A 21299-nucleotide genomic window follows, 5' to 3' on the forward strand; every position below is an offset into this window, starting at 1 on the left:
GGTTACTTGCTGCCGCCGGCCATGGTGGCGGCGGCGTCGATCTCGGCCTGGGCGCGGGCGGCGTACAGCGTGCCCGGCGGCGGCTGGCGGCTGAAGAAGGTGTGCACGCCATCCAGCACAGCGCCGGCAACCTTGCGCTGGTACGCCGGGTCGGTCAGGCGGCGCTCTTCGTCCGGGTTGGAGATGAACGCCGTTTCCACCAGCATGGCCGGCATGTCCGAGGTGCGCAGCACCGCGAAGTTGGCCCGCTCGATGTTCGGCTTGTGGTTGTTGCCGATCCGCTTAAGGCCGCCCAGCACGTGCCCGGCCGCGTCTTCGGATGCCTTCATGTAGCCACTCTGGGCCAGGTCCAGCAGCACGTTGGCCAGGGTGCCTTCGGTCTGCTGCAGGCGCACGCCGCCGACCAGGTCGGCCGCGTTTTCCTTGTCCGCCAGCCAGCGCGCACGTTGCGAGGACGCGCCCTTGGTGGACAGCACGTAGACCGACGAACCGGTGGCCGAGCGGTTCTCCGCCGCGTCGGCGTGGATCGAGATGAAAATGTCGGCCTTGTTCGCACGCGCCTTCTGCGCACGCATCGGCAGCGGGATGAAGACGTCGCTGTCGCGGGTCAGGAAGGCCTTCAGGCCCGGCGTTGCGTTGACCTGGCGCGCCAGTTCACGCGCAACCGCCAGGGTCACGTCCTTTTCGCGCTTGCCGGTCGGGCCGATCGCGCCCGGATCCTGGCCACCGTGCCCCGGGTCGATCGCCACCACCAGATGGCGCATACCGGGCTGCATGCGGATACGCGAGGCATCGCTGGGCATGGCCGGGCGCGGCGCCTCGGTGGGGGCTGCGGGCGTCGGCGCCGGTGCGGCCGGCGTACTGACCACGGCGCGGGTCGGCTGCCCGGCCAGAATGGCGGCCGGGGAACCGGCAGGCGGTGTACTGGCGGCCACGGTGCCCGCTGCAGCTACCTGTGCCGGAGTGGTCGTGGGTGCGGGCGCCGGTGCCACCGGAGCCGCCGCGCTGGCGCTGGCCTGCTGCTGCACCTGCGCGGTCAGCAGCGCGGTAGCGCGGGCGGCATCACCGCGGGTCTGCGCGCTCTGCGCCGCCGGCGTGGGCGCGGGCGCCGGGCTGGCAACGGGGGGCTGCGCGGCCGGCGCACTGGCAAGCGGTGCCGCGCCGTCACCGGGCCACTCGATCACCAGCTTGGATTCATTGCCTTCGCGCTGCATCTGCGGGCGGAACGGCGCGACCGATTCGGCCAGGTCGAAGACGACGCGGAAGGTGCCGGGCACCGGCTGGCCGGTACGCACAGCCGTAACCACGCCCTGCGCCGCCGGCATCTTCAGGTTGCGCACCGCGCTGGAGTCGGGGAAATCGACCACCAGCCGGTTCGGCGAGGACAGCGACAGGGTCTTGTAGCCGCCACTGCCAACCAGCGCGATCTCGGCGCGGGTGCCGGTCGAACCGGTGTTCAGCACCACCTGGCGAACCTCGCCCGCCCACGCAGCCGCGCTCGTCAGACCCAGTCCGACGGCGGCACAGATGGCGATGAGACGGTTCCCCAGGCGCATGGCTCAGGATTCAATCACCGCGCTGAACGGAATGCAACACCTTTTTCCTTAATAATCCGTAACCTGCCGATGTTTGTTCTCGTCAGGCGACAGAAATGGCCTGCAAGTCGCCCCCATCGGGAAGCCGATCCAGCCATTCCCGGCCTGCGTCGCTGGCGCCAGTGAGACGGACGCGCCGGCCATGGCCTTCGATGTCCAGCGCCACCACCAGGTCGGTGGGCGGCAGCGCACCAGCGCCGCGCTCGGGCCATTCCACCAGCCACAGCACCGCACTGCCCTCGTCCAATCCCAGGAAATCCAGCTCGCCGGCCTGGCCGATGCGATACAGGTCCAGGTGCCAGGCCTCGCCACCGCTGGCCAGCGGATAGCGCTCGACCAGGGTGTAGGTCGGGCTGCGGATGGCCCCCTGCACGCCCAGTGCACGCAGCAGCGCGCGCGCGGTGGTGGATTTGCCCGCCCCCAGGTCGCCACGCAGTTCAACCACCGCCTGCGGCGGACGGGTCGCGGCCAGCCACTGGCCCAGCAGGTCGGTGGCCTCGGGATCGGCCAGGAAGAATTCAGTCATCGGGGGTGTTCCGGGTTGGCCAGCCGCCGCAGGGGCGCCAGCAGATCAGTAGGAAGCAGGCCGCGCGCACCATCGGCCGCCGCGGCATCGCCGGCCAGGGCGTGCAGGAGCGCGCCAGCGGCCGCCGCGTCGAAGGCGGACAGGCCCTGCGCGCGCAGGCTGGCAATGATGCCGGTCAGCAGGTCGCCCATGCCACCCACGGCCATGCCGGGGTTGCCCGCGGCGATCAGGCGCGGCGTCTGCCCCGGCGCAGCAACAATGCTGCCGGCGCCCTTCAGCACCACCACGGCGTGATAACGCTGCGCCAGTGCCTGCGCACTGCCGGCACGGTCGGCCTGGATGGCCGCGGTAGTGGTTTCCAGCAGGCGGGCTGCTTCGCCGGGGTGCGGGGTCAGGATGGCGTCGGCAATGCCGTGCGGGTCCTGGGCCAGCAGGTTCAGGGCATCAGCGTCGATCACCAGCGGCTTGCCGCAGACCGTTACCCGCGCAAACAGCGCGCGCGCCCAATCGTCCTGGCCCAGGCCCGGACCGATCGCCACCACGCCGGCCCGGCCCAGCAGCGCCGGCAGCGCGTCACCGTCTTCCAGCGCATGGGCCATGGCTTCGGGCAGACGGGCCAGCAACGGGCCCACGTGATCACGACGCGTGCCGATGCTCAACAAGCCCGCACCCGCGCGCAGGGCGGCTTCGGCGGCCAGGGCGATGGCGCCGCCACTGCCGTGATTACCGCCCACGCACAGGACGTGGCCCGATTCCCCCTTGTGCGTGTTGGCCCGTCGGGGCGGCAGCAGTGCCGCCAGGCGATCACCCGTCCAACATTCAGCGGCCGCTTCCACGCCCTGCCATGCCGCCTTGGGCAACTGCAGCGCCGCCAGGGCGTGTTCGCCCACATGCTCCAGTGCGCTGCCGGTATACAGACCGCGATGCGGCACGATGAACTGCAGCGTCAACGTGGCATGTACCGCGACACCGGGCACGCTGCCGCGTTCGGCGTCCACGCCGCTGGGCACATCCAGCGCCAGCACCGGTGAGCCCTGCGCGTTCAGTGCATCGATCAGCGCCTTGGCCACGCCTTCCGGCGCGCGGTCGAAGCCCAGGCCGAACAGGGCATCCACCCAGACATCGGCGTCGGGCAGCGTTCCGTCGAACTCGGTCAGCGCGCCCCCGACGGACTTGAAATCCGACGCGGCGCGGCGGGCCAGCGGGGTGCCCGGCGGTCTGCCCGGCTGGGTCAGCACGCTCACCCGGCGCCCGGCCAGCTGCGCGTGGCGGGCCAGCACCAGGCCATCGCCGCCATTGTTGCCACTGCCCACCACCACGCCCACGTGCAGCGCCTGCGGCCAGTGCCGCAACAGGCGCTGCCACGCGGCCAGCCCGGCCTGGGCCATCAGCTCCCAGCCGCCATCGCCGGCGAGCGCCGACGCCTGCGCATCGAGCGCACGCGCGGCAGCGGAATCGAACAGATCGGCAAGGTTGGCCATGCGGAGATTTTATACTGGTGCGCATGTCCCCTGCCCCTGCCCCTGCCCCCCTCGATCCGGCCCTGGCCGTGCAGCGCATCCGCGATCTGGCGCGCGCGCACGGCTTCCAGCGCTGCGGCATCGCCGGCATCGAGCTGGGCGAGGATGAAGCGCACCTGGCCGATTGGCTGGGCCAGGGCCTGTACGGCACCATGGACTGGATGGCCCGCCACGGCACGCTGCGCGCCCGCCCCGCTGAACTGCTGCCCGGCACCGTGCGGGTGATTTCGGTGGGCATGGATTACAGCCACAAGGACGACACCGAAGCCTGGGCGACCCTGGCCGATCCCGGCCGCGCCTACGTGGCGCGCTACGCGCTGGGCCGCGATTACCACAAGCTGATGCGCAACCGGCTGCAGAAGCTGGCCACACAGATCAACGACGAAGTCGCCCCGCTGGGCTACCGCGTCTTCGTCGATTCCGCACCGGTGCTGGAACGTGCGCTGGCACGCAACGCCGGGCTGGGCTGGATCGGCAAGCACACCTGTCTGATCGATCGCCATGGCGGCTCGTGGTTCTTCATCGGCGAAATCTACATCGACATTCCGCTGCCGATCGATGCAGCGGCCACCGCGCACTGCGGCACCTGCACGCGCTGTATCGATGTGTGCCCCACCCAGGCCATCACCGCGCCGCATCGACTGGATGCACGCCGCTGCATTTCCTACCTGACCATCGAGCACGACGGCGCGATTCCCGAAGACATGCGGCCGCTGATCGGCAACCGCATCTATGGTTGCGATGACTGCCAGCTGGTCTGCCCCTGGAACAAGTTCGCCAAGCGCACCGACGAGGCCGATTTCCGCGCGCGCAACAACCTGGATACCGCGCGCCTGGACCAGCTGTTCGCGTGGGACGAAGCGGAGTTCCTGCGCCGTACCGAGGGCAGCCCGATCCGCCGCAGCGGCCATGAACGCTGGCTGCGCAATATTGCCGTGGCGCTGGGCAATGCGCCGGCATCGGCCGAGGCACTGGCCGCGCTGCATACCCGCGCCAACGATCCCTCGCCCGTGGTGCGCGAGCACGTGCAGTGGGCCCTGGCCCAGCACGGCGCAGCCTGACGTGCGATCCTGAGCCCCCGTTCCACCCGCCACGCGCCGCATCCATGCAATCTCGCAACAACGACATCCTCACCCCCAGCCAGCTCAACACGCTGGCCCGCGACCTGCTGGAAGGCAGTTTCCCGGCCATCTGGGTGGAAGCAGAACTGGGCAGCGTGGCCCGCCCCGCCTCCGGGCACCTGTACTTCACCCTGAGGGATGCACGCGCGCAGCTGCGTGCCGCCATGTTCCGGATGAAGGCGCAGTACCTGAAGTTCGTGCCACGCGAGGGCATGCGCGTGCTGGTGCGCGGCAAGGTGACACTGTATGACGCGCGTGGTGAGTACCAGATGGTGCTCGACCATATGGAAGAGGCGGGAGAAGGCGCCCTGCGCCGCGCGTTCGAGGAACTGAAGGCACGGCTGCAGGCCGAGGGGCTGTTCAACCCCGCGCGCAAGCGGCCCATGCCTGCGCACGTGCAACGCCTGGCGGTGATCACCTCACCCACCGGTGCCGCCGTGCGCGACGTGCTGAGTGTGCTGGCGCGGCGCTTCCCGCTGCTGGAAGTGGATCTGCTGCCGACCCTGGTACAGGGCAGCAGTGCTGCCGCGCAGATCACCCGATTGCTGCAGGCCGCCGATGCCAGCGGCCGCTACGACGTGATCCTGCTCACCCGTGGTGGTGGTTCACTGGAAGACCTGTGGGCCTTCAACGACGAGGCGCTGGCCCGCGCGATCGCTGCCAGCGGCACGCCAGTGGTCTCGGCCGTCGGCCACGAAACCGACTTCAGCCTCAGCGATTTCGCTGCCGACCTGCGCGCACCCACACCGTCGGTGGCCGCCGAACTGCTGGTGCCGGACCAGCGCGAACTGGCCCTGCGCCTGCGCCGCAGCGCGGCGCGCATGGTGCAGCTGCAGCGGCATACGATGCAGCAGGCGATGCAGCGCGCCGACCGTGCGTTGCTGCGCCTGAACGCGCAGAGCCCGCAGGCGCGACTGGACCTGCTGCGCCGCCGCCAGGCGGATCTGGGCCGACGCCTGCATGCCGCGTTCAACCAACAGCAGGAGCGTCGTGCGGCGCGCCTGCGCCATGCCGCGGCCGTGCTGCGCGCGCACCACCCGCAGCGCCAGCTCGACGAGATTCGACGGCGCCTGCTCGTGTTGCGCGGGCGTCCGCAGGCCGCATTGCAGCGGCTGCTGGAACGCGATGCCCTGCGCCTGCGCGGGCTGGCGCGATCACTGGAGGCGGTCAGTCCGCTGGCCACCGTGGCGCGCGGCTACAGCATCCTGACCCGTGCCGACGATGGCGCACTGGTGCGGCACATCGACCAGGTGCAGCCGGGCGATACCCTGCAGGCCCGCGTGGGTGACGGCGTGATCGACGTACAGGTCAAGTGAGGGGTTGTTCGGCAGGGCTGCGCCCTGCACCCCTGTAGAGTCGAGCCATGCTCGACTGAAGCAACGTCAACGTCAACGTCAACGTCAACGTCAAGAGCCTGCATTCCGTGGGATGGCGGGGCGGGGTCGGATCCCGTTGCATAGCAACGGGCTCTGACCCCGCATTCTTTTCGGTGTCTGACAACTTCATCCACGCATGGCGTAGCTCTACTGTGTCGACCAAGGTCGACACCTACCAGAGCAGAACGCCGTGTCGAAGGCGGCTGTGGGTAGGTGTCGACCTTGGTCGACACGTCTGTCAGATGTCGAATGAATCATCCACGCATCGTGTGGATCTACTGTGTCGACCAAGGTCGACACCTACCAGAGCAGAACACCGTGTCGAAGGCGGCTGTGGGTAGGTGTCGACCTTGGTCGACACGCCTGTCAGATGTCGAATGAATCATCCACGCATCGTGTGGATCTATTGTGTCGACCAAGGTCGACACCTACCAGAGCAGAACGCCGTGTCGAAGACGGCTGTGGGTAGGTGTCGACCTTGGTCGACACGTCTGTCAGATGTCGAATGAATCATCCACGCATCGCGTGGATCTACTGTGTCGACCAAGGTCGACACCTACCAGAGCAGAATGCCGTTCCGACAGACCGCGGCGATCTGTCAGAGGTGGGGCGGTGTCGGAGTGCGGGGTGTCAGCCGCATGGATGCGGCTGCCAAGCCTACAGGGGTGAGGGCGCTTTGTTTGCGAAGCACTGCTTCGCAAGCGCCCGAACGCACAGCCGCCAGCGGCTGGGCCGGGCCCCGGAGGGGGACTTGCGGCGCCCCCGCAATCCGACACCGCCCCGCCATCCCCGGGAAACCCGCCTTTGACGTTGCCTTTGACGTTGCCGTTGCCGTTGCCGTTGATCCAAGCAGGTGCAGGCTGCAAGCCCTGCCGACCACCCCCTACCGCGCCTGCTCGCAGAATTTCTGCCGGTACTCGAGGGCCTTGGGCATCAGCGCCTGCAGGTTCTGGATGCGGGTGCCGGGATTGGGATGGGTCGACGAAAACTCCGGCGGCGACTGGCCACCACTGGCCTGCCCCATGCGCTGCCACAGGGGAATCGCCTCGCGCGGGTCGAAACACGCCGCCGCCGCCAACATCAGACCCACTTCATCGGCCTGCGTCTCGTGGCTGCGCGCGTACGGCAACAGATAGCCGTAACCCATCGCCGACATCATCATCTGTTGCTGCTGCGCATCCATGCCGCTGGCCGCACCAGCCATCTGCCCGATCTGGGTCAGCTTCTGCTGGGCCATGCGCTGCGCACCATGGCGCAGCAGCGCATGGGCGATCTCGTGCCCCATCACCACCGCCATGGCATCGGTCGTGCGCGCCACCGGCACCAGCCCGGTGTACACGGCCATCTTGCCGCCGGGCAGACAGAAGGCGTTGGCCTGGTCACTGGGAATCACGTTCACTTCCCACTCGAAATCGCGCGAGAAGTGCCCCGGCTGCAGCCCATGTTCCTGCGCCAGCGCGGTTTCCACCACATCCACCTTGGCGATCAGGCGCTGGGCGATGGCGCGCACATCGCGTGAGATCTGCGCGTTGGGGTCCAGTGGCCGTTCCTGCGCCAGGATCTGCTGGTAGGCCTGCAAGCCCAACGCACGTTCTTCGCTGGCATCCAGGCTGCTGTCGATCAGCACCTTCTCGCCGGTGTACGGGTCCACCGTTCGGTTGGAAAACCAGTAGTACGCTGCATAGCCGGCGGCCAGCAGCAGTACCCACCAGCGGATGTTGCCGAACAGACCGCGCCGTGGCGAACCCTGTTGCGGCGAGCGGGAAAAGGGATCGTTGCGCATCGGCAGGTCTTCCGGCGGACCCCGCCGGCCGGCGGGCACGCTGCAATCTTAGTGCGACGCCGCCTGCGCGGGGTGAAACAGGCGCATCAGATGCCGCGCACCAGGCGGAAGCCGATGCGGGCGTTGGTGGTGTCTGAATCCTGGGATTGCCGCCACGCCGCACGGGTCTGCTCGGGCGCGTTGGCCCAGTTGCCGCCACGGATCACCCGCGAACGGCAGCCCGGGTTGTACCAGGCCACGCCATCGGACGGGGCGCGGCGGTAGCTGGAATGCCAGCAATCGGCCACCCATTCGCTCAGGTTGCCGCCCATGTCGTGCAGGCCGAAGGCATTGGCCTGGAAGCTGCCCACCAGCGCCGGCCCCCACCAGCCATCGCCATAGCCCACGAAGGCGTTGTGCCAGTGCCGGCCCGACGGGGAAACATCCTGGCTGCCGGTGTAGTTGCCGCTGCCCGCAGGCGGCAGACCGGCATCCCCCCAGGGGTAGCGGCCACTGCCGCCGGCCCGCAGGGCGTACTCGAACTCGGCTTCGCTGGGCAGGCGGTAGGCGCGGCCGGTCTGCTCGGACAGCCAGGTGGCGTAGTTTTCCGCATCGCGCACGCTCACGTGCATCACCGGCGAATTGCCCATCGCGCGACTGCCATCGTAGTCCGAGCGCCAGTCCACGCCGCTGCGGCGGATGAAGTTGCCGCTGCGCTCGTCATACACCACCGAGTGGCCGCGACGGGTCGCACGCGGGCGCGCGCTGGTGGCCTTCACGAAACGCTCGAAATCGGCGACGGTCACTTCAGTGATCGCCATGGCAAAGCCACGTTCAAACCGCACGTAGTGTGACGGTCGCTCCGCGTCGCTGGCGCCCGGTTCGGTGTCACCGGCGCCCATCTGGAAGCCGCCATGCGGCACCACGATCATCTGCGGCCCGCGCCCGCCATCGCGCAGGGGGTCGCTGAACACCTGCCCTGGGCGGAAACTGCCGTAGTGGGTGGCCAGGTCGATGCATTCGCGCAATTGCGCCACCACGGCATCGCCCGGCAAGGCGATGCGCAAGGCCTCGGCCAGCTTTTCACGGGCCGACTTCAGTCCCTGCGGCGTTTCCAGGTCGCGCAGCCCGCCGTCACGCAACTGCACCAGGGTCGCTGCACGGATCTGCTCGATGCGTTCGAACGCGTCGGCGATGGTCGGCGACGAATCCCGCACCTTGCTGGCTTCGGCCAGCCAGGCCCCGGCGGAAGCAAAATCGCGGCTGCGTGCGGCGTCTTCGGCGCGCCGGATCAGCGCGCTTTCGGCGGCGGCCAGGCCCTGCCGGGCACGGCGGTTGTTGGCATCCAGTGCCAGCGCCTCACGGAACGCCGGAATGGCCCCGTCACCGTCCTCGCCCACCCGACCGGCGCGCAGATCCTCCTCGCCCGAGCGGTTGTAGGCCACCACGCGCTGGGCGGTCTCCACCCGGCTCTGCAGCGCGCGCACCTTCGGCTCGTTGGGTGCCAGGGTCAGCAGCACCAGCGCCTGCCGCCCTGCCTCGGTCAGTGCCTCGCGCTGCTGCAGCGGCCGCGCCAGCAGGGCGTCGGCCTGCTGCTGCAGGCGCTGCCGGGCACGCTGCAGACCGGCGCGGGCCGCGCGGTCGTCCGGGGCTTCTTCCTGCACCGCCAGCCACAGCGGAATGGCCGCCTCGGCGTCCTCGTACAGCCGCCCGTCGCTGAACGCCTGTTCGGCGGCACGGCGCAGCTGCGCCAGCGTCCGCCCCTGCCGATCCACCCGTGCCGGGGTCCAGCGCTGCACGTCCTCGCTGGCATCCTCGCCGGCAATGGTCACCGTGCCCGTCGCCGCCGCAGCAGCAGCAGCCGTGTCGTCCACCTTGGGCCGCGGCCGTTCCGGTTCGCCGGCCGACGGGCTTGCAGGCGGCGACGGCGTGCACGCGGCCAGGGCCAGGCCCAGGGCGGTACACAGCGCAATCGGCAGGGCAAAACGCAAACGGAGGCTCCTTCGGTACGGGTGCGCACCGACGTTAGGCTATTCTCCCCTGCCTGAGCAAACCCGAGTAGCAGGCCCCCACCCGTGGCAATCTGGATCACCACCCCCGCCGAGCTGGACGCCTACCGCCAGCAGCGCCCGGCCCGTATCGGCCTGGACACCGAATTCATCCGCGAACGCACCTTCTGGCCGCAGCTGGCCCTGGTGCAGATGGCCGTGGGCAACGACATCCTGTTGATCGATCCGCTGATTCCCGGCATGCCCGAAGCGCTGGCACCGTGGCTGACCGATGAATCGATCATCAAGGTCATGCACAGCGCCAGCGAAGACCTGGTGGCCTTCAAGTGGACCTGCGGCGTGCTGCCCCGGCCCTTGTTCGACACCCAGATCGGCGCGGCGCTGGCCGGTATCGGCGGTGGCATGGGCTACCAGAAACTGGTGCAGGAAATTACCGGGGTAACGCTGGCCAAGGGCGAAACGCGCTCGGACTGGATGCGCCGTCCGCTGTCTGAATCGCAGTTGCAGTACGCCGCCGACGACGTCGAGCATCTGTTTGCCCTGCACGATGCGATCGAAGCCAAGCTGCAGGCGCTGGGCCGCCGCCAGTGGCTGCAGGACGATGCCGAACGTCTGCTGGCCAACGTTGCCAACGATGAAGACCGTTGGCCGCACCTGGGCATGCGCGCGGCACAGTTCCTCGACGCGGCCGCCCAGCGCCGCCTGCTGCGCCTGCTGCGCTGGCGCGACGGCCAGGCCCGCAGCAGCGACCGCCCGCGCAGCTGGATCCTGGACAACGAACTGGCCGCCACCCTGGCACGCACCCCGCCGGCCGACCTGGCCGCGCTGGGCAAGCTGTTCGAGCAGTTCCCGAAAGCCCCGCGCAAGCTCACCGCCGCCGTGTGGCAGGCGCTGGAAACGCCGCTGCCCGATGAGGCCGAAGCACCGCTGGCCGTGCAGGCCACCGACGCCGACAAGAAGACCATCAAGAAGCTGCAGGATGCGGTGGCCGAGCGCAGCCGCGAGCTGGGCCTGGCCGACGGCGTACTGGCCTCGCGCAAGCACCTGGAAAGCTATCTGGAACGCCGCCAGTGGCCGGCCGCGCTGGCCGGCTGGCGCCAGCAGGAACTGGAAGCACGCCTGCAGGCCTTGCTGCCAGCATGACAGGCCGCCGCGCCTGACCGGCGCGGCACTCCCCTATCACACGTAGCCGGCCGCCTTCAGGCGCGCCCAGCGCTGCGCACCGATCGCCTTGCGCATCGCCGGCAGCGGGTCCACCGCGCCGGTGTTGTCGGCCACCGCCACCACGAAGTCCTCGGTGGTGTGCAGGTGGGCGCGCTGTTCCGGCGCATCCAGCCACGCCGCCACCCGCGTGAGCAGGCGCATCGCCGACGTGGTACTGCCGCGCATCTCCATCAACCGGCCATGGCGCTTGCACGCGTCCAGCAGGGCCGGATCGTCGAACCAGCACTCATCGTCGTCGCGCTGGCCGGCACGCATCTCGTCCGGCGCCCACAGGTAGTAGGCAACGTCCTCACCGCGTTCAAGCACCGCCTGCCGGTAGGACTGGCGCCCCCAGGTGATGAACGGTGGCCAGGCCGAACTGAAATCGCCATCGGTGAAGCACAGCAGCAGGCAATACAGCGGCTCGTCGCGAGGAATCAGCGGCAACTGCGTGGCGATGGCCTGCATCAGCCGGCGCTCCACATCGGCAGCGGCGGCAGCCAGGGTTTCGCCGCGGCGCGGGCGCTGGTACTGCAGGCGCTGGCTGCCGGTGGGTGTGCCGTCTTCATGCAGATACTGCAGTTCGATACGGTCCAGGGCGCCGGCCTCATCGTAGCTGTAGACATCCTGGCACCACCAGCTCGGGCGCTCGTCCCCCCAGTTGCGCACCACCACGCGCAGCAGCACTTCGCCGTCCCAGTGATAGATGCTGTCATGACCGCGATGGCCAACAGTCAGCTCACTGCGCTGCAGCCGCCCGCGGTGTTCGTGCCAGGCGCGGGCCGAGGCAATGCGTCCACCGCGGTAGAAGCTCAGGCTGTGCCTCTGCTCGGTGCCGTGCAGCCACACCGTGGTCCTGGCCCCGTTGTCAGCCACGGCAAGCACGATGCGCTCCTGCGCGTCGAAACCATGGTGCACATGCGCATCCGGGTCCGCCTTGGCATCGTCCAGCCAGCGACTGCGGCGCACGCCATACTTTTCGGCCATGAACGGCGCGTCATGCGCCATGTCGCCGCTGGCCCAACGCCAGCGCACCACCTGCGCCCGGCATTGTTCAATCAGGGTCTCGGCGGCGCGAGCATCGGCATACTGCTGGTACAGCGTCTGGATCATGGTCGAAGTCCGTTCAACACAGCGCGGCAGCCTAGCATGCAAGGCCGCCCTGCACCGCCGTGCCGCAGGCGCCGTGCTAGGGTTGCGCCGTGCAGACAAGGAGACGTCAATGAATCCCCTTAAGATCGCAGCAGCGTGTGCCCTGCTGCTGGCAGCGCCCGCCATGGCCAGCAGCGCGACGCGGCCAACCTACGGGCAGGAAAAGGAAAACAGGGCCAAGCTGGTGGACATCATTGATGGCGCCACCCGCGACGGTCTGGTTGCCGTCCTGGTGCCGGCCCCGTATGTCGTGCACACCGGCGGACCCGGTGTCGGCTCTCCCATCACCGGCTTCCATCTGGGCCGCCGCTCGACCGACCTGCCCGGCTTCTCCGCGCGCGTGTCCTGGCAGCACAAGGACGTTCCCTCGCAGGGCTATGTGCAGCTGTTCAATACCAACGAACTGGAAACCGGCCCGCAGCGCACGGTGCTGATGGACGTGTTCGAAGTCCATCTGATCCCGCCGGGCACCTACCTGCTCAATGGCGCGGAAAACTATCGACTGAACACCCGGGTGGCCAAGCTGAAGCCATTGGGCGACAAGGACGAGGTCTCCAAGGACATCGGCGCTACCCGCCTGGCCGACGTGGACTATCGCTTCTATTCGTGGAAGAAGGTCTGGGTGCCGCCCTACACGGCAACCGACCAGCACTCCCGGCAGGTGTGTACCTCCGTGCACGTCGCGTCGGGCAACTGCATGTCCTGGGGCACGCAGAACTACCAGACCTCGGAAGCCAGGGAAGGGTTCTGGGAAGACCGGATCGTTCCCGATACCATCCCGGCCGTGCGCATCCAGGCGGTCATCGCCAAGGCCCATGCGCCGCTGGCCTTCACCGCGCGCGAAGGGCAGATCCTGCTGAGCCCGTTCATCGTTGCCGGCGATGGTGATGTCGATTTCAACGGGAGCGACTGCGCGCCCGTCCAGAACGTAACCGGCTGCGCCCTGCGACGTTTTACCGTGCACTACCAGCCAGCCCCGCTGGACGCCGCACGCAAGCACATCGCGATCACCTCGCAGGGGCTCAACGCGAAGCAACGCAAAGTGTTGGAACGGATGGAAGCGATGCAACTGCAGGTGCTCGGGCCCAGCGCGCCTGCCGATCCGGCCCTGGGACTGGGCGTCAGCGCCACGCCCTGAACTCCCCCCAAGGTACGCAACAAAAACGGCGCTCCGAAGAGCGCCGTTTTCGTTACCCGATCAAGCAGGCCTTACCAGTTCATGTTCAACGAAACACCCACGGTGCGCGGTTCGTTGTAGACCGCGGCCATGTAGTTTTCGATCACACCCTTCAGGTTCTTTTCGTTTGTGATGTTGCGCGCGAACAGCGCCACTTCGTAGGCACCGTAGTTGCCGGAGTAACCCAGCTTCAGGCCACCTTCGAAATCACCCTTGGAATTGAACTCCTGGCTGTCATACAGCACGAAGCTGGTGTAGCCCTGCTTGTTCCAGTCGGTGGACACGAACATCGTGCCCGCGTCGCTGACCGGCATGTCGTAACGCGCGGCGAAGTTGATGTTGTACTTCGGCGCGTTGGGCAGCGGGTTGCCATCGATCTGGGCAAAGGTGTTGGCGCCGACCTTGATGGTCGGGTCGTTCACCGTGCACACCACCTGGCCGTTCAGGCCGCAGACCTGCGCATACACGCGCTTGTCCTGGATCTCGCTGTGCAGCAGGCTGACACCGGCGCTCAGGGTCAGGTTCGGAACCGGGCGCAGTTCCATGTCTGCTTCGAAGCCGTAGGCCTTGGCCTTGTCGGCGTTGAACAGCACGCCGTTGCCGTCCGAATCGTTGCCGTTGAGCTGGATGTCGTTGACCGTGTAGGTGAACGCGGTGGCATTCAGGCGCAGGCGGTTGTCCCACAGGCTGCTCTTCACACCGGCTTCCCAGGACAGGATGGTCTCCGAGTCGGCGGTGGTGAAATCAGCGTTGAACACGGCCGAACGGCCCTGGATGGTCGGGCCGCGGAAGCCACGTGCAACCTTGGCGTAGACGCTCACGTTCGGGTTGAACTGGTACATCGCGCTGACGTCCCAGCTCGGGGTGGTATCGGACATCTTCACGTCCGTACGGCCCTTGTAGGTCACCACGCCGGCGGCGGTGTCGGCGGTCTTCAGCAGGCGCGTGTGCTTCTCGTCGCGGGTCTGGCGCAGACCAGCGGTCACGCTGAACTTGTCGGTGAAGGCGTAGCTGAGCTGGCCAAAACCGGCCCACGAGGTGTTCTTGTTGCGCAGGCGCACCCAGTTGTTCGGGTTGCGCGCCGCGCCCTGCAGGAACCAGCCGCGCTGGTAGAAATCGGTGGTATCGCTGCCGTTGAAGTAGAACGCACCGGCCTGCCACTGCAGGGCGCTGTCATCGTGGCTGGCCAGGCGGAATTCCTGGGTCCACTGGTCCAGGTCACGGATCTGCCCCATCGACTGACCGTAGCCGTTGGCCACGCCATTGAACGGGAAGTCTGCCGCCGCGCCGCCGTCGGTGTCGCCACGGCTGTAGCCGGAGGTGGTTTCGTAGGCGGTGATGGAGGTGAAATCGACCGCGCCGAAATCGTAGATCGCCTTCACCGAACCGCCGTAGGTCTTGTAGGCCTGCGGGTTGTTGTCGGCTTCGTCGTAGGCCACCTTGTCGCGCGGCACGTCGGTCTGGTTCGAGCCCTTGGTCAGCGCACCGCGCAGGAACAGGGTCGAGGTGCCGTCGTAATCGCGGGCGTGGGCCGAAGCCAGGATCGAGAACTGGTCGCTGGGCTTGAGCAGCAGTTGCGCACGCACGTTGCGGTCATCGAAGCCGCCCATGGCGTTCTTCTTCGGGCTGACCGTGCCGTCGGCGCTGGGGCCACGGTAGGTGTTGTCCACGTAGTCATCGCGGTGCTGGTACAGCGCCGACACGCGGAACGAGGCGATGTCGTTGATCGGGCCACCGAAGCCGCCATCGACCGACACGCTGTTGTAGGTGGCGTAGCTGGCGCTGACCCGGCCGGTGTACTCATCGGTCGGCTTCAGGGTGTCGAACTTGACGATGCCGGCGGTGGTGTTGCGGCCGAACAGCGAGCCCTGCGGGCCGCGCAGCACTTCCACCTGGTCCACGTCGTAGACCGGGTTGGACTTCAGCACCACGTGTTCCAGCACCACGTCGTCCTGGATGATCGACACCGGCTGCGAGGCACCCAGGTAGAAATCGATGTTGCCCAGGCCGCGGATGTAGAAGCGCGGGAAGATGCGACCGGTGGTGGTTTCCGCATACAGGCTCGGCACGCGGCCGGACAGCGCCAGCAGGGTGTCATCGCCGCCGGCGGTGAAATCGCGCATGCGCTCGCCCTGCACCACGCCCACCGACACCGGCACTTCCTGCAGGTTCTGCTCACGGTGTTCGGCGGTCACGGTGATCGTGTCCAGGCCGGTCGGGGTCGGTGCGCTGTCCTGCGCGGCGGCGCCGAAGCTGGCGGCCAGGGCCAGGCCGGCACAGGCCAGGGCCAGCGGATGGCGGCGGAAGGAAAGCGAGGAAGACGACATGCCCGTCGAACGACGGGAAGCGATATGGGAAGGCATCGAAAGCTCTTGGGAGACGTCCGGGCGGCCTGCGCAAGCCGGGCGGTAGAGGGGGAACCACTGCGCAAGCGCCCATTATCGCCCGAATTGTTACGATTTCGTTGCGCATCCCGTCGCAGTCCGCGTCCCGCCCGCTGCGGCAAAGTCCGCCGGTGGAAGGCGGTAGCCGGCACCACTGCCTCCCAACCCCGGCTGCCCTTACGCCGGGGCCAATGCCGGGCGCCGCTGCAGCACGAAGCGGCCGGCAGCGTCCTGCAACGCGTGCGCCTGTTCGCTCATGGAGCGGGCCGAAGCGGACGCCTCTTCCACCAGCGCGGCGTTCTGCTGGGTCACGCCATCCATCTGCACGATGCTCTGGTTGACCAGTTCGATGCCCGCCGCCTGTTCCTGGCAGGCATGGGCGATCTCGCCCACCAGCCCGCCCAGTTCGGTCACCGAGGCGACCACGTCCTGGATGGTGCGCCCGGCATCGCCGGCCAGCACGTTGCCTTCGGCCACGCGGGCCACCGATTCTTCGATCAGCCCCTTGATCTCCGCCGCCGCCAGCGTCGAGCGCTGTGCCAGTGCGCGCACCTCGCTGGCGACCACCGCGAAGCCGCGGCCGTCCTCACCGGCGCGTGCCGCTTCGACGGCGGCATTCAGGGCCAGGATGTTGGTCTGGAAGGCGATGCCATCAATCACCGTGATGATCTCGGCGATGCGCCGCGAGGCGGCATCGATCTGGCCCATCGTCGCTTCCATCGCGGCCATGGCCGCGCCCCCGCGCCCGGCCACCTGCGCCGCCTCGCTCGCCAGGCGGTCTGCGCGGCGTGCGTGGTCGGCGTTCTGCCGCACGGCCGAGGTCATTTCCTCGATCGAGGCAGCAGACTCTTCTAGGTTGGCAGCCTGCTGTTCGGTACGGCGGGACAGATCATCGTTGCCGGCAGCGATTTCCGCAGCGGCCGTGCTGACCGCAGCGGCGGCCAGCTGGATGCGGCCAACGATGCCGGCCAGGGCGCCCACCGTTGCATTGGCATCCTCGCGCATGCGCGCGAACACCCCCTGCGCCTGGCCGTCGATACGGTGCCGCAGGTCACCTTCGGCCAGGTTGCGCAGCAGGCCCGACAGCGCCAGCAGGTTGTCATCGGCAGTAGCCATCACGCTGTTCAGGCCCTGCACCATCTGCTGGAAGTCATTGGCGAAGGCCTGCGCATCGCCGCGCACGCTGAAATCACCGCTCGCCGCCGCCGCAACCAGGCGCTTGATCTCGCCGTTGATGCCCTGCAGCTTGCCGCGCACGCCGTTCAGCGCCTGCGTGATCGCTACCTGTTCGCCAGGCAGCACGTCCATGGTCTGCTGCAGATCGCCTTCAGCGTAGCGTTGAACCAGGGCCACCATGCGCTGCTGGGTCTGCAGGTGCGCCGCCACCAGCGCGTTGGTGCCGGCCACCATGGCGCGGAACTCCCCCTCGAAGGCCAGCTCGTCGATCCGGTGGCTGACCGCGCCCGCCGCATGGCGTTCGCTCATGCTGGCCTGCGCCTGCAGGATCTCGCGCAGCTTGGCGCGCATCTGCTGCAACGACCCCAGCAGACGGCCGACCTCGTCATCGCGGCCCGTATCGATTTCGCGGTCCAGGCGCCCGCTGGCCACATCGCGGGCGACCTGCGCCGCTGCGGCCAGCGGACGACCCAGCAAGCGCCGCACCACCAGCACGATCAGCACGACCACGGTGGTCAGCGCCAGCACGGAAATCAGCGCGATGCGCAGCATCAGGCCGTTCAGCACCTCTGCCAGCACCGATTCCGGTTCCAGGCCGATCACCAGCCATTGCCAGGCGCCGTAGCGCTGCGCCGCCGCGAACCAGGCCTGCTCGGCGCCACCATCGGCCGGGCGCAGATGCAGACGCGCCTGCGTGCTGCGGCCATCCAGCAGCGCCTGCAATGCCGGCAGATCGGCTGCGGCCACGCGTTCCTGCAGCAGGCCACCTTCGCCATCGGCGGCGGCCAGCACCCGGCCGTGGTCCTTGCCCTGGCGCGTGTCGACCACGATGAAGCGGCCCTCGCGGCCCAGCGTCGCCTCGCGCAGGCGCGTCTTCAGCGCGGCCAGGCCCTGCGAGTAGTCCTGCCCCACGAACGCGATGCCAGCCACGCTGCCATCGGCCGCCGGGATCGGCATGTAGTGGGTCATGTAATCGGTGCCGAACAGGTGGGCCGGCCCCGTGTAGCCCTGCCCCGCGCGCACCCGCGCATAGGCCGGGTTGGCGTGGTCCAGCACGGTGCCCAGCACGCGTTCGCCCTGTGCGTTGCGCAACGAAGTCGCCACGCGGACGAAGTCTTCGCCGTCACGCACGAACACGGTGGCAACGCCGCCGGTCGCCTCGGCGAAGCGATCAACCTCGGTCGATGCCGGGCCGATCACCTGCGTGCCCAGGCGCAGGGTCGGCGCACTGCGGCCGGCCACGTCGATGGGCGCGGTGGCATCGGCCAGCGCCTCACCCTGCGGCAGCATCGCGCGGAAGGTGCCGGCGATGCGCTGGGTGCTTTCGCCCAGGCTGCGGTCATACAGCTGCACCGAATCGCGCATCAGCACCGTGGTGGTATCCAGGCCGGCAACCACGCGCTGCTGGTAGCTGTCGGCGGTATCGCGGTAGATCAGGATCGCCAGTGCGGCGAAGGCCACGGTGGTGATCGCCACCATCAGCAGCGCCAGGCGGGTTGCGATGGTCAGGGTCCGCTTCGGCGGCGAGGCGGAAAATCGGGAGGCAGCCGGGGTCATCATCAGGGGGAATGTCCGTGGAAGGGAGCGCGCGAGGCGCCCCCTCTTAACGGCACCGTTCTGGTCCTCTTTACGCCACCCGGCCTAGCCGCTTCAGGTTATTGACAGCGCCAAGCCCTTGATTCATAAACCTTGTTCAGTTTCACCAGGGCCAGGCACGGCCAGCACGGTACGCGGTCCGGGCAGACCGTCTGCGCCCAGCGTGGTCACCGCCAGCAGATGGTCCAGGCGGATGCGCTGCTCGCCCTCATCGGCGTCCAGCAGCAGGAATTCCTCTTTGCCAGGCGTGCTAAGCGTGGTCCGCGCGCGGGCCACGAAGGTGCGGCCATCGATCAGTTCCACCTGCAGCAGGGCGCGGTGCAGGCAGGCGATTTCCAGTACGTCGTGCAGGTCGCACGCGATGGGACGGTAGTCGGTCATGGAGCGTCTTCCGGCACTCAAGGCGCCCAGCCTGCCACGACTGCCGCACATGCGGCTTGGCAAGCCCCGGGCGGCGGCGCTACACTGGCTTCGCCGTGGGGCCATAGCTCAGCTGGGAGAGCGCGTCGTTCGCAATGACGAGGTCAGGAGTTCGATCCTCCTTGGCTCCACCATTTTCAGAGAAGCCCGTAGATCCCAGTGATCTGCGGGCTTTTTCTTTGGGCACGGACCGCCCGGACCGATAGGATGAGGGTACCCGCGGCGCGGAGCGCCACATCCAGGAAGGGGTCCCATGGACCATGCCTCGATAACGGATCCACATCTGATCCCGCTTTCAACCCTCATTCCCGGCTGGAAGGGTCGGTACATTCCCAGCTACGTCGCTGACGTCGCCCATGGGCTTGGTCTTGAACAGGCGCGGTTGCAGGGAAGTCAGTTGCTCGTCGTCCTGCGCCTACGCGAACTGTCTTACGACGGCATCCGGGAGAAGATCAGGATCGTGTCCGGGCATCGGGAGCTGGAAGACGCAGCGCGCGTGGCCAAGGAGGCTGCAATCCGATGGCTTGCACAGCGCCGGAGCGAGGTGCGCCCTTACGGTCGCTGGCGCGCGATGCAAGATCGGCAATCATGGCCATCAGCAGCACCGCTGTGGGAGGGCGCTCCCCTCTCCTCCTATCTGGCAGGCCTCTGGGACGGTACGGGGTACTGCGCGATCGAGGTGGCGGCCGCCATCCTGCCGACCGCACCCGCCGATCCCATCAATCCTGCGCTGATCCAGCAGATCGACATGCACGAACTCGCGGACTGGTTCGCCGACGTGGGCCGCGCGGCGCAGACGCCGCCGTCTGCATGACCTTGGCCGACTGAGACTCGACCTGTCCATCACCGGCTCAACCCGGCTCCTGGCTCCCATCCTTGCGTTGCGGTCGCCGCGTGTTCTCGTCATGCACCTTCTGATCGTTCTGGCCAGGGCGGCGCTTGGCCACGTCGTCCTGGTGCTGGTCCTGGCGGCTTTCCTGGGTACCGGCATCCTTTTCGGCGGGCGAAGGCGTGCGGGGAGTAGTCATGGCGGGCTCCGCACCGGCACCGTGCCGGGCTTGCACGACCACGCTAGCGGCGCGGCCGTGAGTCCGTGGTCGCGCTGCCGCGAGCGGCGCGTGCATACCCTGGTATGAGCGGCGGAAACCAAGGCGCAATGGGCAGCCCGGCGCTACCGGCCGACGATGGCGCTGCCGATGCAGAACCCACCGCGCGCCATCCCATCCCGCCAGGAGCCCGCCATGTCCTCCCTGCCCCGCCCCGAACCTGCGCACGCCCCGCTGCCGCCGGGAACGCCCGCCCCCGACTTCCGCCTGCCCGCCACGCCCGACCAGACCGTCACCCTGGCAGAGCTGCGTGGCCGCCCGGTCATCCTTGCCTTCTATCCCGCTGACTGGAGCCCGGTCTGCGGCGACCAGATGGCCCTGTACAACCAGTTGCTGCCCGAGTTCCAGCGACAGGGCGCGCAGTTGATCGGCATCTCCGTCGATGGCGTCTGGTGCCACGCCGCGTTCGCCGAACAGCGCCACCTGCATTTTCCGCTGCTGGCTGATTTCGAACCCAAGGGCGCCGTCGCCCGGCAGTTCGGTGCCTATCGCGAACACGATGGGGTCTGCGAACGCGCGCTGTTCGTGATCGATGCGCAGGGCATCGTGCGCTGGAGCTACCTGTCGCCACTGGGCATCAATCCCGGTGCCGATGGCATTCTGGATGCCTTGTCACGCCTGCCGCGCACGGCGGCAGCGGAGGTGACCCCATGAGCCGCCTGCACGTTCCCGTCAGCGCCAGCGACCATGCCAGTGGCCCGGCCGATGCGGCGGTCACCCTGGTCGAATATGGCGACTACCAGTGCCCGTACTGCGGCCAGGCCTATCCCATCGTGAAGGCCCTGCAGCAGGCATTGGGCGATTCGCTGCGCCTGGTGTTCCGCAACTTCCCGCTCAGCGAAATGCACCCGGATGCCCTGAATGCCGCGCGCCTGGCCGAAGCCGCGGCCGACGCCGGACACTTCTGGAGCGCCCATGACCTGCTGTACGAACGCCAGGGTGCGCTGGCACCGCATGACCTGCAGCGCTATGGCGAACTGCTGCAGTTGCCGCCGGAACGCGTGCGCGCCGCATTGGCCGGCGCGCACGATGCACGCATCGAGGCCGACTTCATGGGCGGCGTGCGCAGCGGTGTGAATGGCACGCCCTGTTTCTTCATCAACGGCGTGCGCCACGATGACAGCTGGGACTACGACACCCTGCTGCTGGCGCTGCAGCGCGCGATGTAATTCTGCA

Annotated in this window: 17 protein-coding genes and 1 tRNA gene; 8 read left to right on the forward strand and 10 right to left on the reverse strand. The window is 68.2% G+C overall.

Going from position 1 to position 21299, the window contains the following annotated elements; genetic code table 11:
- Nucleotides 1–2: 2 nt before the first annotated feature.
- The 3 genes from C1933_RS13270 to C1933_RS13280 form a co-directional block, all read right to left on the reverse strand.
- On the reverse strand, nucleotides 3–1556 hold the full coding sequence (locus C1933_RS13270; RefSeq protein ID WP_108753648.1) for an N-acetylmuramoyl-L-alanine amidase: 1554 nt from the start codon (nucleotides 1554–1556) through the stop codon (nucleotides 3–5).
- Nucleotides 1557–1638: 82 nt separating this feature from the next.
- Complete coding sequence (gene tsaE / locus C1933_RS13275; protein ID WP_108753649.1) at nucleotides 1639–2121, reverse strand: tRNA (adenosine(37)-N6)-threonylcarbamoyltransferase complex ATPase subunit type 1 TsaE; 483 nt, start codon at nucleotides 2119–2121, stop codon at nucleotides 1639–1641.
- The gene (locus tag C1933_RS13280) at nucleotides 2118–3602 is read right to left on the reverse strand and encodes an NAD(P)H-hydrate dehydratase (protein WP_108753650.1); all 1485 of its coding nucleotides are present in this window, start codon (nucleotides 3600–3602) and stop codon (nucleotides 2118–2120) included. The genes tsaE and C1933_RS13280 overlap by 4 nt, the downstream gene beginning before the upstream one ends.
- Nucleotides 3603–3625: 23 nt before the next feature.
- On the opposite strand from C1933_RS13280, the gene queG reads away from it, so the two are divergent.
- Both queG and xseA read left to right on the forward strand, forming a co-directional pair.
- On the forward strand, nucleotides 3626–4702 hold the full coding sequence (gene queG, locus C1933_RS13285; RefSeq protein ID WP_108753651.1) for a tRNA epoxyqueuosine(34) reductase QueG: 1077 nt from the start codon (nucleotides 3626–3628) through the stop codon (nucleotides 4700–4702).
- A gap of 44 nt (nucleotides 4703–4746) precedes the next feature.
- A complete protein-coding gene (xseA, locus tag C1933_RS13290; protein WP_108753652.1) occupies nucleotides 4747–6078 on the forward strand; it encodes an exodeoxyribonuclease VII large subunit in 1332 nt (443 codons plus the stop codon).
- A 943-nt stretch (nucleotides 6079–7021) separates the two neighbouring features.
- On the opposite strand, the gene C1933_RS13295 is transcribed toward xseA, so the two are convergent.
- Both C1933_RS13295 and C1933_RS13300 read right to left on the reverse strand, forming a co-directional pair.
- Nucleotides 7022–7921, reverse strand: coding sequence for a M48 family metallopeptidase (locus C1933_RS13295; RefSeq protein ID WP_108753653.1), 900 nt, complete (start codon nucleotides 7919–7921; stop codon nucleotides 7022–7024).
- Nucleotides 7922–8007: 86 nt separating this feature from the next.
- Entirely contained in the window at nucleotides 8008–9891 is a 1884-nt protein-coding gene (locus C1933_RS13300; RefSeq protein WP_108753654.1) for a formylglycine-generating enzyme family protein, read from the reverse strand.
- A gap of 84 nt (nucleotides 9892–9975) precedes the next feature.
- Here C1933_RS13300 and rnd point away from each other — a divergent pair, with 84 nt between their 5' ends.
- Nucleotides 9976–11052 (forward strand): ribonuclease D, encoded by a 1077-nt coding sequence (rnd, locus tag C1933_RS13305; RefSeq protein WP_108753655.1) that lies wholly within the window; start codon nucleotides 9976–9978, stop codon nucleotides 11050–11052.
- A gap of 36 nt (nucleotides 11053–11088) precedes the next feature.
- On the opposite strand, the gene C1933_RS13310 is transcribed toward rnd, so the two are convergent.
- Entirely contained in the window at nucleotides 11089–12225 is a 1137-nt protein-coding gene (locus C1933_RS13310) for a hypothetical protein (RefSeq protein ID WP_199911371.1), read from the reverse strand.
- Nucleotides 12226–12334: 109 nt separating this feature from the next.
- On the opposite strand from C1933_RS13310, the gene C1933_RS13315 reads away from it, so the two are divergent.
- Nucleotides 12335–13402, forward strand: a complete 1068-nt coding sequence (locus C1933_RS13315) for a hypothetical protein (protein ID WP_159094000.1) — start codon at nucleotides 12335–12337, stop codon at nucleotides 13400–13402.
- Nucleotides 13403–13473: 71 nt separating this feature from the next.
- On the opposite strand, the gene C1933_RS13320 is transcribed toward C1933_RS13315, so the two are convergent.
- From C1933_RS13320 to C1933_RS13330, 3 genes are all read right to left on the reverse strand, one after another.
- Nucleotides 13474–15768, reverse strand: coding sequence for a TonB-dependent receptor (locus C1933_RS13320; protein WP_312253308.1), 2295 nt, complete (start codon nucleotides 15766–15768; stop codon nucleotides 13474–13476).
- Nucleotides 15769–16002: 234 nt separating this feature from the next.
- Nucleotides 16003–18561: a Cache 3/Cache 2 fusion domain-containing protein gene (locus tag C1933_RS13325; RefSeq protein ID WP_108753657.1), complete on the reverse strand. Its 2559-nt coding sequence runs from the start codon at nucleotides 18559–18561 to the stop codon at nucleotides 16003–16005.
- A 120-nt stretch (nucleotides 18562–18681) separates the two neighbouring features.
- Nucleotides 18682–18978 carry a Rho-binding antiterminator gene (locus tag C1933_RS13330; RefSeq protein ID WP_108753658.1) on the reverse strand — a complete coding sequence of 99 codons (297 nt, stop codon included), beginning with the start codon at nucleotides 18976–18978 and terminating at the stop codon, nucleotides 18682–18684.
- Nucleotides 18979–19075: 97 nt separating this feature from the next.
- Here C1933_RS13330 and C1933_RS13335 point away from each other — a divergent pair.
- Nucleotides 19076–19151: transfer RNA gene (locus tag C1933_RS13335), tRNA-Ala, on the forward strand.
- A gap of 119 nt (nucleotides 19152–19270) precedes the next feature.
- Entirely contained in the window at nucleotides 19271–19831 is a 561-nt protein-coding gene (locus C1933_RS13340; RefSeq protein ID WP_108753659.1) for a hypothetical protein, read from the forward strand.
- Between the two features lie 37 nt (nucleotides 19832–19868).
- On the opposite strand, the gene C1933_RS20260 is transcribed toward C1933_RS13340, so the two are convergent.
- Nucleotides 19869–20045, reverse strand: coding sequence for a hypothetical protein (locus tag C1933_RS20260; RefSeq protein WP_199911372.1), 177 nt, complete (start codon nucleotides 20043–20045; stop codon nucleotides 19869–19871).
- Nucleotides 20046–20258: 213 nt separating this feature from the next.
- Between C1933_RS20260 and C1933_RS13345 the strand changes: the two genes are divergently transcribed.
- Together C1933_RS13345 and C1933_RS13350 are read left to right on the forward strand one after the other, a co-directional pair.
- Complete coding sequence (locus C1933_RS13345; protein ID WP_108751595.1) at nucleotides 20259–20777, forward strand: peroxiredoxin; 519 nt, start codon at nucleotides 20259–20261, stop codon at nucleotides 20775–20777.
- Nucleotides 20774–21292 (forward strand): thioredoxin domain-containing protein, encoded by a 519-nt coding sequence (locus C1933_RS13350; protein ID WP_108753660.1) that lies wholly within the window; start codon nucleotides 20774–20776, stop codon nucleotides 21290–21292. Before C1933_RS13345 ends, C1933_RS13350 begins: the two co-directional genes overlap by 4 nt.
- Nucleotides 21293–21299 lie beyond the last annotated feature (7 nt).

It is taken from the genome of Stenotrophomonas sp. ZAC14D2_NAIMI4_6 (assembly GCF_003086875.1).
In the GTDB taxonomy this organism is placed as follows: Bacteria; Pseudomonadota; Gammaproteobacteria; order Xanthomonadales; family Xanthomonadaceae; genus Stenotrophomonas.